The organism is Algoriphagus locisalis, assembly GCF_900116615.1.
Taxonomy (GTDB): Bacteria; Bacteroidota; Bacteroidia; order Cytophagales; family Cyclobacteriaceae; genus Algoriphagus; species Algoriphagus locisalis.
The window spans coordinates 866,200-878,150 of sequence record NZ_FPBF01000001.1; the positions used below are offsets into that span (position 1 = coordinate 866,200).

Below are 11,951 nucleotides of genomic sequence, written 5' to 3' on the forward strand. Positions count from 1 at the left end.
ATTAACTTATATTTACAATGCACAAAATGTAGATATAAAGCTATGAGTGAATGGATCATAATGGGGGATGTGGTCAAAAGCAGCGATGCAGACCAAGTAACCTTGCAGAGAAATTTTACGCAGCTAATAAAAATGGTTAACGAATCATTTAAAGCTGAATTAGCCTCTCCGCTTACAATTACGCTTGGAGATGAATTTCAGGGTATTGTGAAATCAAAAGAAGCAATTGCTACGATTGTCTTTGCTTTGGAAGAATATAGATGGCAGCTGGAGATACCTATTTTGATTCGGTATAGTGTGACTTTGGGAGAAATAGCTACAGAAATAAACCCTGTGATCGCTTACGGTATGTTGGGATCGGGATTATCTGAGGCAAGAGAGGCTTTGATTGAGATGAAGTCAGAAGAAGACAGGCTGGTGCTTAATGGAGATTTCCCCAAAAAACTTCAGATGGCTTTATCACTCAATCTTCTATTGGAGCTGCAGGAGCAGTGGAAATGGAAAGACAGAGAAATCATAAAAGGTTATTTTGAATTTAAAGACTACAAAAAGGTAGCTAAGGACTTAGACAAAGATGTCTCGTTGATGTGGAGAAGATTCAAGTCATTGGATTTCACCTCCTACCAAAAAAGAAGGAAACTTGTCAATCTGATATATGGAGATAGGGATTAGATTCGTGTGTTTTTATCTGGCTTCAGAAGTAATCGCTTATATCATTTTTGAGCTGGTTCGGATGAAATACCTAAAAAACAATGGTTCCAAACGTCCCATGTGGAATGGAATTATAGAGCGAATATTTATCTATCTCTGCCTGATAAGTGGTGTTTATCACGGATTAACCCTATTTGGAGCTTTGAAAATCGGTACAAGAATCAAAGCGGATGAAAACAAAATTTCAAATGACTATTTCCTGATTGGGAATATGATTTCTGTTGGATTGGTTTTGCTAACCTTCCAGCTATATAAATACTGGACAATACTATGAGTGAAGAAAACAATTTACCTACGAACGGAGATGAGTCCTTGCATACTTCTGTCCCAGTGACAGGAATGTACAAGGAATGGTTCCTGGATTATGCTTCTTATGTGATTCTAGAACGGGCTGTTCCGGCTATCGAGGATGGATTGAAACCAGTGCAAAGAAGGATTTTGCACGCAATGAAGGAAATGGACGATGGTCGATTCAACAAAGTTGCCAATATCATCGGTCAATCCATGCAATTTCACCCTCACGGAGATGCTTCTATTGGGGATGCAATTGTAAACATTGGGCAAAAGGAACTTCTGATAGAAACTCAGGGTAACTGGGGAGATGTGAGGACGGGTGACCGTGCCGCAGCCGCCCGATATATTGAGGCGAGACTTTCCAAATTTGCGCTGGAAGTATTGTTTAATGCCCAGACTACCGAGTGGCAACTTTCATACGATGGTAGAAAACGTGAACCTGTCACACTTCCTGTCAAATTCCCGCTTCTTCTGGCTCAAGGTGTAGAAGGTATCGCAGTAGGTCTCTCTACCAAAATTCTTCCACACAACTTTTGTGAGTTGATTCTCGCCTCTATTGAAATCTTAAAAGGAAACAAGACTAACGTTCTTCCCGATTTTATAACAGGAGGATTTGCAGATTTTTCTGAATACAATGAAGGTCTCAGAGGAGGTAAAGTAAAGGTTAGAGCAAGAATTGAAGAAGAAGACAGTAAAACCTTATTAATAAAAGATATACCCTTTGGAGTTACTACAGATTCTTTGATAGATTCTATCCTGAAAGCAAATGACAAAGGAAAGATTAAGATCAAGAAAGTTGTCGATAACACTGCCAAAGATGTAGAGATCGCGATTCAGTTGGCGCCAGGAGTTTCACCGGATGTTACGATAGATGCGTTGTACGCTTTCACTGATTGTGAAGTGTCAATCTCTCCAAATGCCTGTGTGATTATCAAGGATACTCCAGTTTTCTTGACCGTAAATCAAATTCTAGAATACAATACCAAGCAGACAAAAGCGCTTCTTAAGCGGGAGTTAGAGATCCGTAAAGCTGAATTGATGGAGAAGTTACTTTTCTCCTCTTTGGAAAAAATATTCATCGAAAATAGAATTTACCGTGACATCGAAGAGTGTACGACTTGGGATGATGTGTTGAAGGCGATCGATGAAGGTTTGGATCCTTACAAGCCAGATTTCTACAGAGAAATTACGACAGAAGATTTGGTTCGCCTAACGGAGATTAAGATCAAGCGTATTTCCAAATTTGATACGTTCAAGGCAGATGAATTAATGAAAAGGCTTCAGGATGAACTGAAGGAAGTAAATCATCATCTAAGACATTTGACCGATTATGCGATTGCTTATTACGAAAACCTTTTAGCTAAATATGGCAAAGGACGTGAGCGTAAGACTGAAATCAGGACTTTTGATGCGATCCAGGCTAATGCAGTGGCAGCGACCAATGCCAAGTTGTATGTGAACCGAGCCGATGGTTTTGTAGGCTATGGGCTCAAAAAGGATGAATTTGTATGTGACTGCTCTGATCTTGATGATATCATTGTGATTCGGAAAGATGGTGTCTGTATGGTTTCCAAGATTCAGGAGAAGAACTTCATGGGCAAGGATATTCTGCATGTCGCTGTATTCCGAAAAGGTGATGAGCGCATGGTCTATAATTACATCTATCTGGACGGTGCAACTGGCCGTGCAATGGTTAAACGGTTCCAGGTTTTAGCTGTAACTCGTGACAAGGAGTACTTGCTGACCAAAGGGACAAAAGGAACGAAGCACCTTTACCTGACTGCAAATCCAAACGGTGAAGCAGAAATCATTACCGTTTATTTGACCCAAGGAGCAAAAGCCCGAGTGAAGGTTTTTGACTTTGACTTTGCTACGATTGATATTAAAGGAAGAGGAGCTGGAGGTAATATTCTGACTAGATATCCAATCAGAAAGATTCAACTAAAGATGGAAGGGGTTTCTACTTTAGGCGGATTGAATATTTACTACGATTCGATTGTAGGTAGATTGAATACTGACGAGCGTGGAACTTTGATCGGTAATTTCCTTGGTGATGACCGGATTTTGGTTTGTTATAAAAACGGCGATTATGAGCTGACCAGCTTTGAATTGACAAATAGATACGATGCTCCAAATATTTTATTGATAGAGAAATTTGATCCAGATAAGGTGCTGTCAGCCATATACTTTGATGGTGGTAGTAAAACCTATTATATAAAGAGGTTCCAGATCGAAACAACCACGTTGAATAAGAATTTCAATTTCATTTCTGATCATAAAAATTCGTATTTAAAGCTTATTTCCACAGAAAAGCAGCCGCAAGCTCGTGTGACGTTGATCAAGGGGAAAGTAGAAGAGGAGATGGAATATGACTTGGATATGCTTATTGATGTCAAAGGTTGGAAAGCTTTAGGTAATAAACTGAGTACCTATGAAATCAAAGACCTAAGCTTAATCGAATCCAAAAAGGCTGAGAAGGGAAAGGAATCTGATTCAGAATCGGATGAGGAAAACACCGATGCAGATGACGATCTTGAAGTAGGTTCTACAATAGATCTGAATGTTAAGAAGGATAAAGATGATGAAGATCAATTGGGGCTATTTTAGTTCCCTCATTTTTTAGATGAATACACCTAATCAATTAGAATCTATAGATCAAGGCTGGCTGGATTATTTGAGTCAATACATTACTGAAAATAAGAAATCAGTGATGGAGAAAGTATTGGCGCAAAGAACCCGCTTTATTACGGTGGTACTGGAGGATATCTTCAAGCCTCACAATGCCAGTGCAGTTCTGAGAACCTGCGATTGCTTTGGCATTCAGGATGTTCATGTGATTGAGAAAGTGAACCAGTACAAAGTCAACCCTTTTGTAACGCGTGGTGCTTCCCAGTGGATTGATCTCCATAAATACTATACGAAAGAAGGGTCTGCCGTACAGGACTGCTTCTCCAATCTTAAAGGAAAAGGCTACAAAATCTATGGAACCAGCCCTTTGCCAGGGTCAATATCTATTTATGACTTAGAGCCCGATAAGAAGATTGCTCTTGTGTTTGGCAACGAGCATGAGGGCATCAGTGACGAAGTCCGTGAAAATGTGGATGGATTGGTCCATATCCCTATGCTTGGCTTTACAGAGAGTTTTAATATTTCGGTGGCAGCTTCTATTACATTATATGAGCTGATGAAAAAAGTCGGGAAATATGACCATCCTGATTTCTATTTAACTGAAGAAGAGAAGCAACTTCTCAGAATGAAGTGGTTTAGATCTGTGGTCAAAAGAGATGATCTACACGAGAAAGCATATTTAAAATCGAAGAATCCTTAATTCTTTTTCTCGAAAAGTGAATTGATTTGTTCTTTCAAGGGCACTTTTTGGGATTTGTTTTTGGCTCTTTGGCGCTGACGCTGTTTCTTCTTTTGCTCTTTACTTTTCACTAGTACCATCCGGGCAGAGATTCCCATTTGACCTCTATAAAACTCTTCTCGCCCTACCAAGTTGATATTCGGTTTGTAATCAACAGAAATCACGGTGTTCAACACAGTTAGTTCCAGACCTCCAAGCAAATCCAATCCCACAGTACCATTTCCGTAGGTATGAAGCACTTGCATGGACTCAGGATCTTTGACAAAACTTTCTTCTACTCCGATAGATGGGCCAGCTCCGTAGTAATAATTGAATCTTTTGGAGATGATCGGATGGTGTTTTTCCATTAACACCGAAAGGGTGGTGTTTAATTTGAAATCGGATTGGATAATTCCCTCGATGGAAAGTCGCTTGGTAATTCGCTGCTGAGCAGTTAATCCAACTGTTCTGTATTGGTTATTATTGCCAAATCTAAGTCCTACAGCGGTACCATAGCGCTGAGCTTGGGCAATGGATAGTGAGACAAAAAATAAGATGGTGAGTAGGGTAAGACGTTCTTTCATAGGTTATTTTCAAAAGGAATGACCCTTATTCAATAACTATTCCAACCTTTGAAAATTGGAATGGTGCCTAGTTTTATTATTTTCGTTCTATAATTTTTAAGGTATGGAATTGCGCATATTTCATATTTATCTATGTAAGTCCTCAAATTATGGTCAAGACTGTTTTATTAGTAGCCCTTCTATTTTTAAGTGCCTGCAGTTCAGAAAAGGAAGCTGAAAGCCAAGCAGATTACCTTCGTTGGGTAGGAGATATTCCCTATGATCCTGATTTTGATAAGGCTGATTTTAAACTATGTCATGGAGATTCAAATGCCAGACAGTATTTTAATTTTGGCCAGGGATTTCAGTATGAGGGAGAAAAACTAGCAATGGTTCAAGAGTTCAAAAACAGCTATAAACCTGTTGGAGTAGATGACAGTGGTCTAATCAGAATTCGATTCCTCGTAAACTGTAAAGGAGAATCGGGTAGATTTCGGGTGATTGCTATGGACAATAACTACAATGAGATGGTTTTCGATAAGCGAATTACGAATCAGCTTCTACAAATAACCAAGCAACTTGATGGTTGGAAAATTTTACCAACTATAGAAGAACCACTAGATTATTATCAATACCTTATTTTCAAAATTGAGGAGGGAAACATTCTAGAGATTTTACCATGAAGATTAGATTGATTTTTATGCTGTTATTTTTCTCAACCCTTGGAAAAATGTATGGACAGCAAAACTGCAATTCCTATCTCTACAAAGGAGATAGTTTAAAATATAAGGCTTGCTTAGTTTCTGAACGCCTTGCAGGCCTCTATCAGTTTAGCAAAGAGTTCCAAGAAGTATTAGACGTAGCCCTCTCCATCGACTCAACGTATGACTATGCCTATCGGGCAAAATCTGTTGGGTACTTAAAAAGTGGTGATTTTTTAACTTGGAAAAAACTGATAGACAAGGCAGTGATATACAATCCTATTGAGAATCTGGGGTATCGTGGGTGGTGCAGGTATCAGTTTTTCGGGGATTATAAAGGAGCGATTGAAGATATAGAACTGTTAGACTCCTTGATCAGCTATGATATTGGAACATCCGCAAACGGGGATTATCATTTAAATATTGCTAGAGCATTATCTTACAAAGCTCTAGGTGAAAGGTCTAAAGCTATAGAGATTATTGAAACTCAATTAGCAGATACAACGCATTTTGTGGGAAAATATGACTACCTCCATCTGGGTGTTCTGTATTTGGCCAATGAGGAATGTGAAAAAGCTTTAGATTTATTTTCTAAACAAGAAAAAGAGAATGACTTTGCAGAAAATCAGTACTATATCGCTGTGGCTCATCGCGAATTAAAAAATCGAAGTGAATACATTGCTCATTTGGAAAAGGCTATTGAACTATACAAACAAGGTAGGATTATGTTAGATGGATATACACACATAGCAGATAAAATCTATTTGAGCGAAATTGAAGCAGAGCTAAAAAAGGCCTATGCAACGTCCGGATAGCATAGAAACTAAGTTTACTTACGATTGGTACTCCTATACTTTTTAAAAAAAAATGTCCTCAAAAGCATCTAGCCTAAGAGGACATTGTTAGAATGATTTCTTTTTTTTAAGACTCTGAAACTACGATTTTTTCGATTTTGTCTCCAGCTTTGATCTCATCGATTACATCCAATCCTTCCACAACTTTGCCGAAGCAAGTGTGATTTCTGTCCAAGTGAGCCGTATTGTCTCTGCTATGGCAGATAAAGAATTGGGAACCTCCAGTGTTTCTTCCAGCGTGAGCCATGGAAAGCACACCTCGGTCATGGTATTGGTTTTCCCCATCTAACTCACATTTGATGTGGTATCCAGGCCCACCTGTTCCATTTCCTTTAGGACAGCCACCTTGGATCACGAAATTTGGAATAACTCTGTGGAAAGTCAAACCATCATAAAATCCCTTATTTGCTAGGTCAATGAAATTTTGAACCGCGATAGGAGCATCATTTTCATAAAACTCCACTTTCATAGTTCCTTTCTCTGTAATCAATTCTGCTGTCTTCATATTTTCAGGTTTTCGTTATTTTCAATTGGGAGCTTTTACATTTTAAGCTGCGCAAAAATATAATAATTACTATAAGTTTTGTAACATTAATTATTCAAAGCAGATTTTTTAGCATTCCAGTTGGCAATACATTCATCATTTTTGTTTTCCTAGTATAATAGATCCATGACTTAAACACTTTATAATCAACAACTAGCATTATCAATTTGCTTGAGGCAGCAAATCATCTAAACCTATCAATAAAGTGGCTGCCCAGCTAAAATATCCTCAGAAGAAAATACTTTGAATTTCTCAAAGTTTGATCTAAAGGCTTCAGCTAAAGTTTTAGCTTGCCTATCGTAACTCTCTTTATCAGACCAAGTTTCCCTTGGATTGAGAATTTGTGATGGAACATTTGGACAGTTTTGCGGGATTTCAAATCCAAAAACTTGATGTTGGCGATAGTCCACTCGGTCTAGTTTTCCCTCCAATGCAGCTGTGATCATCGCACGAGTATAGGCCAATTTCATTCTAGACCCCACGCCATAAGGTCCTCCAGTCCAGCCGGTGTTGATCAGCCAAACTTTCGTCTCGTATTTCTCCATTTTTTCTCCAAACAGTGTAGCATACTTGGTTGGATGAAGAGGGAGGAAAGCTGCGCCGAAACAGGCGGAAAATGTAAGTTTTGGCTCCGTGACACCCATTTCTGTTCCAGCTACTTTAGCAGTATAGCCAGAAATAAAATGATACATGGCCTGACTTTTATTCAATCTAGCGATAGGAGGGATCACGCCAAAAGCATCTGCTGTGAGAAAGAATATATTCTTAGGGATTCCAGCCTTTGAAGGGTTCAATGCATTGGGAATGAAATCAATCGGATAAGCCGTTCTTGTGTTTTCAGTGACAGACTTGTTGGCGAAATCTACCTCTCTAGAATTTGCTTTGAATCTCGTGTTTTCTACAATTGATCCGAATCTAATAGCATCCCAGATTTCAGGCTCTTTTTCCCTACTCAGATCAATGACTTTGGCGTAGCAGCCTCCTTCAAAGTTAAATACACCTTCTTCGGTCCAGCCGTGCTCATCATCGCCAATCAGTTTTCTGTTTGGGTCAGCCGATAGAGTCGTTTTTCCTGTACCAGATAGCCCAAAGAAAATTGCCGTATCGCCCTCAATCCCCACATTTGCGGAGCAATGCATAGAAAGTATCTGTTTGTCATGGGGTAGGATGAAATTGAGAACTGAGAATATTCCCTTTTTCATTTCTCCGGCATAGCCTGTGCCACCGATCAGAATAATCCGATCAGTAAGGTTGATGATAGCAAAGTTTGGGCTTTTTGTGCCATCCGTTTCTGGATTGGCTTCGAATTCAGGAGCGCAGATGATGGTAAAATCATGCTGGAAATCAACCAATTCACTTTCTAAAGGCCTCAAAAACATGTTGTGGCAAAATAGGTTATGCCATGCTTTAGTATTGATTATTTTGAGTTTCAATCTATGGTTTTCATCAGCTCCTGCATATGCATCTCTCACAAAAAGCTCCTTATCCGAAAGGAATGCTTGCATTTTCTCAAACACCAGCTTGAATTTCTGTGAATCAAAGGGGATGTTGATATCTCTCCACCAGACAGAGTCTCTGGTCTTATCATCCAAGACAATGTATCTGTCCTTTGGAGATCGACCGGTGAATTTACCGGTATCGGCCATCAATGCGCCGGTGGAAGTGAGTTTCCCTTCCTCTCGTGCTAAAGCAATTTCCACCAGTTCTGCCGGTGGAAGGTTGTGGTGAACTTTTCTATCAGTAGTTGATTGAAGAAAAGCCAGGGGGGAAGTCTGGGTAGCCAGATCTAGTTCCTGCATAAGTATTTGGGTTTACAATCTGAAAATTGTCTGCACAAAACTAGCAAAAACCCCTTGACAAAAAGCAATGAAATACCCTTTATTTTTAATTACAATCGATTGTGTAGAAAAAACAGATATTTATTTGGTCGAGGGTTTGTGTTAGAGATTATTTCATGAATACGCTATTTTCATAGGGGACAAAAATTAGGCATTAGGCTTTAATTCAACAGCTTTACCTTTGGAAACAAACCTTAAAAAGGTTTATCATTGTAAAATTGATTTCACCCAAATAAAACTATCCTTGGAAAAAGACCTTACTTCTGAATTGACTGAGCCAACACTATTTGGCCATCCTAAAGGCTTATTTTACTTATTTTTTGCAGAGATGTGGGAACGATTTAGTTTCTACGGCATGCGGGCACTACTCACCTTATATATGGTCGAGGTTATTTTTGAAGCCTTAAGCGATCGAGATTATGCCACTGCAGCTGTTTATGCTTCCTACGGATCATTAGTTTATGCTTCTACGGTGATCGGAGGACGGATTTCTGATAAAATTCTTGGAATGCGAAATTCCATCTTTCTAGGCGGAATATTAATGTCTCTCGGACATTTTGTTTTGGCTGTCGAAAATAACATTGCCTTTTTTCTTGCCCTTTCGCTTATAATCGTTGGCAACGGTTTCTTTAAGCCTAATATTTCAACCTTTGTAGGAACCTTATATCCAGATGGAGATGCGCGGAAAGATTCCGGTTTTACTATTTTCTACATGGGAATCAATATCGGTGGCTGGATCGCGCCTTTATTGTGTGGCTGGCTGGCGGTAGCCTATGGCTGGCATTATGGTTTTGGTTTAGCGGGATTTGGCATGCTTTCTGGCCTTATTTTCTTTTGGACTGGCATTCGCAATGGCGTTTTTGGTGATAAAGGAATGCCTCCGGCGACAGGAGAGATTGATCGTAAAGTTTTTGGAGTTAAAAACAGATACTTGATCCCTTTACTGTCGTTTTTGATGGTACCTGTAGTTGCTTATTTATTGTCAACATATAAGCCACTGGGGAGCGATGGTGATTTCTTTGGAGATCAGAATATCGTAAACATTATCTTCAAAATAATTGGAGTAAGTATTTTGGCCTACTTGGCTTTCATCATCTTCCAATCAACAAAAGAAGAGCGAGGCAAGCTGATCGTAGCAGTTCTTATTACGGTTTTCATGACGATTTTCTGGGGATTTCACGAACTATCGGGGAGTGTAATCACCTTATTTGCAGCGAGAAATATTGATTTAGGGGGGATTATGACTGCTTCGCAAACCAATTCTTTAAACTCGATGTGGATCATCATTCTGGCTATCCCTATTTCACTGCTTTGGACTTCTCTGTCTAAAAAGAATCTGAATCCAAGAACTCCATTTAAGTTTGGAATGGGGCTGTTGTTTGCAGGACTTAGCTTTTATATTCTGCATATCAGCAAGAATAGCGCAAATGAAGCTGGACTTGTGCCTTTTGCCTATTTGCTGTTAATGTACTTTTTGATTTCAATTGGGGAGTTATTTATGTCTCCGGTTGGACTTTCTAAAATCACCGACTTGTCTCCCAAGCGCATTGTGGCATTTATGATGGGAGTCTGGTTTTTGTCATCTGCTTTTGCCTTTCAGGTGGTAGGTTTTATAGGCAAACAACTGGCGATTGAAAGTACAGATAAAAATATCGGTGGTTTTGATACGCTGGGAGTTTACACAGATGGGTTTTTATTAATTGCCATGTATTCGGTAGGAGCTGGGCTATTGATATTGATCGCTTCTCCATTTATTAAAAGAATGATGGGGGATGTGCATTAGGCGTCATTCGCCATGCTAAACCATCAAAAAAGCCTTCTGAAAATTTTCAGAAGGCTTTTTTGATGGTAAATGAAATATGAAAGGAAGGAAGAAAAATTACCAAACAGTCCTTCCTTTAAAAATCGTGTCATTGAAAAAGGAATAGCAAAAGTTGTTTATCACCCGAGACAAATCTAGTGAAAAGATTCAAAAGAAAAACAATCTTAAAGTTATTCTTAATCAAATAAATAGTAATTTTTCCTGATTTAGAATTAATATTCCTTGAATATTACTAATTCTTTACCAAATCAATTATTTGGCTATTTTTTCATAGCTGGCAATCACACCTCTTACCATGGCAGAACTGAAGCCTTGATGCTCCATTTCATTTAATCCCACAATAGTGCATCCTTTTGGGGTGGTCACCTTATCGATCGCAGCTTCTGGGTGCATATTTTTTTGAATCATTAATTCAGCGGCACCTTTTACAGTTTGGTTTACAATCTTACTTGCCGTGACCGAATCAAAACCAATTTGTATTCCCCCTTGGATCATTGCACGCATAAATCGTAGCACATATGCAATACCACAAGCCCCCAAAACTGTAGCAGCTTCCATTAGGTTTTCATCAATCGGGATGGTAAATCCGATTCCATCGAATAATTCAGAAACTAGTTTGATTTGATCTTCATTAGCATTTTGGGCACAGATACAGGTTATTGACTCCTGTATATCCGCCGCAATATTTGGCATAGCCCGAAAAGTGATGCTGTTTGAATCAATTACCTGATACATCTCTGCAAGTGTGATTCCCGTGGCCAGAGATATTATAATTTGCTTTTCAGGATTGAGTGATGGCTTTATTTCACTTAGAATAGGAGCGACATTATATGGTTTCACTCCAAGGATAATAATGTCTGCATTTGCAGCAGCTGAGATATTGTCACTTTGAACATTTACGCCTAACACAGCAAAACCACTGAGGTTATCTACATGCCTTTTGGTAAGAGTGAGATTTTTTGGATCAAAATCATCTCGTTTCAAAAGTCCATTTGCAATGGAAGCACCTAAATTACCACAGCCTATGATGGCTATTTTCATTTTCGAAATCATAGAAAATATAATTATTGTATGGATTTATTAATTAAAGGTAAACAAATAGGCTGTTTTTGTGTGAATTCATAAAATATTGTGCACAATTAATCTTTTTATACAAAATCCATCGCAAAAATATTTGATAAAATTACTTGACATAAAGTAAAGTTTGTTTTACATTTAGTACAGATTACTTGTCTTCTTAAAACGACATACGGAGAAATGATTATTTCCCATGCCAGA

General features: G+C 38.8%; 11 protein-coding genes. 7 read left to right on the forward strand and 4 right to left on the reverse strand.

Annotated elements, in window-relative coordinates; genetic code table 11:
• The first annotated feature begins 42 nt into the window (after positions 1-42).
• Genes BM386_RS03780 through BM386_RS03795 form a run of 4 tightly spaced genes read left to right on the forward strand, consistent with a single transcriptional unit; the run spans position 43 to position 4,333 of the window.
• Positions 43-672: a SatD family protein gene (locus BM386_RS03780; protein WP_091691703.1), complete on the forward strand. Its 630-nt coding sequence runs from the start codon at positions 43-45 to the stop codon at positions 670-672.
• The gene (locus BM386_RS03785; RefSeq protein ID WP_091691704.1) at positions 656-985 is read left to right on the forward strand and encodes a hypothetical protein; all 330 of its coding nucleotides are present in this window, start codon (positions 656-658) and stop codon (positions 983-985) included. Before BM386_RS03780 ends, BM386_RS03785 begins: the two co-directional genes overlap by 17 nt.
• Positions 982-3,612 (forward strand): DNA gyrase/topoisomerase IV subunit A, encoded by a 2,631-nt coding sequence (locus tag BM386_RS03790; RefSeq protein ID WP_091691705.1) that lies wholly within the window; start codon positions 982-984, stop codon positions 3,610-3,612. The genes BM386_RS03785 and BM386_RS03790 overlap by 4 nt, the downstream gene beginning before the upstream one ends.
• A gap of 16 nt (positions 3,613-3,628) precedes the next feature.
• Positions 3,629-4,333, forward strand: a complete 705-nt coding sequence (locus BM386_RS03795) for a TrmH family RNA methyltransferase (RefSeq protein ID WP_091691706.1) — start codon at positions 3,629-3,631, stop codon at positions 4,331-4,333.
• On the opposite strand, the gene BM386_RS03800 is transcribed toward BM386_RS03795, so the two are convergent.
• Entirely contained in the window at positions 4,330-4,935 is a 606-nt protein-coding gene (locus BM386_RS03800) for a hypothetical protein (RefSeq protein ID WP_091691707.1), read from the reverse strand. The two genes, BM386_RS03795 and BM386_RS03800, sit on opposite strands and share 4 nt — an antisense overlap.
• A gap of 149 nt (positions 4,936-5,084) precedes the next feature.
• Between BM386_RS03800 and BM386_RS03805 the strand changes: the two genes are divergently transcribed.
• Together BM386_RS03805 and BM386_RS03810 are read left to right on the forward strand one after the other, a co-directional pair.
• Positions 5,085-5,597 (forward strand): hypothetical protein, encoded by a 513-nt coding sequence (locus tag BM386_RS03805; protein ID WP_091691708.1) that lies wholly within the window; start codon positions 5,085-5,087, stop codon positions 5,595-5,597.
• Positions 5,594-6,430, forward strand: coding sequence for a tetratricopeptide repeat protein (locus BM386_RS03810; RefSeq protein ID WP_091691709.1), 837 nt, complete (start codon positions 5,594-5,596; stop codon positions 6,428-6,430). The genes BM386_RS03805 and BM386_RS03810 overlap by 4 nt, the downstream gene beginning before the upstream one ends.
• A gap of 106 nt (positions 6,431-6,536) precedes the next feature.
• Here the strand turns inward: BM386_RS03810 and BM386_RS03815 are convergent, their stop codons facing one another.
• Positions 6,537-6,974, reverse strand: a complete 438-nt coding sequence (locus BM386_RS03815; RefSeq protein ID WP_091691710.1) for a peptidylprolyl isomerase — start codon at positions 6,972-6,974, stop codon at positions 6,537-6,539.
• 236 nt (positions 6,975-7,210) lie between these two features.
• Positions 7,211-8,812, reverse strand: coding sequence for a phosphoenolpyruvate carboxykinase (ATP) (gene pckA, locus BM386_RS03820; RefSeq protein WP_091691711.1), 1,602 nt, complete (start codon positions 8,810-8,812; stop codon positions 7,211-7,213).
• A 283-nt stretch (positions 8,813-9,095) separates the two neighbouring features.
• Here pckA and BM386_RS03825 point away from each other — a divergent pair, with 283 nt between their 5' ends.
• A complete protein-coding gene (locus BM386_RS03825; RefSeq protein ID WP_170857028.1) occupies positions 9,096-10,634 on the forward strand; it encodes a peptide MFS transporter in 1,539 nt (512 codons plus the stop codon).
• Positions 10,635-10,925: 291 nt separating this feature from the next.
• On the opposite strand, the gene proC is transcribed toward BM386_RS03825, so the two are convergent.
• Entirely contained in the window at positions 10,926-11,726 is an 801-nt protein-coding gene (gene proC / locus BM386_RS03830) for a pyrroline-5-carboxylate reductase (RefSeq protein ID WP_091691712.1), read from the reverse strand.
• Positions 11,727-11,951 lie beyond the last annotated feature (225 nt).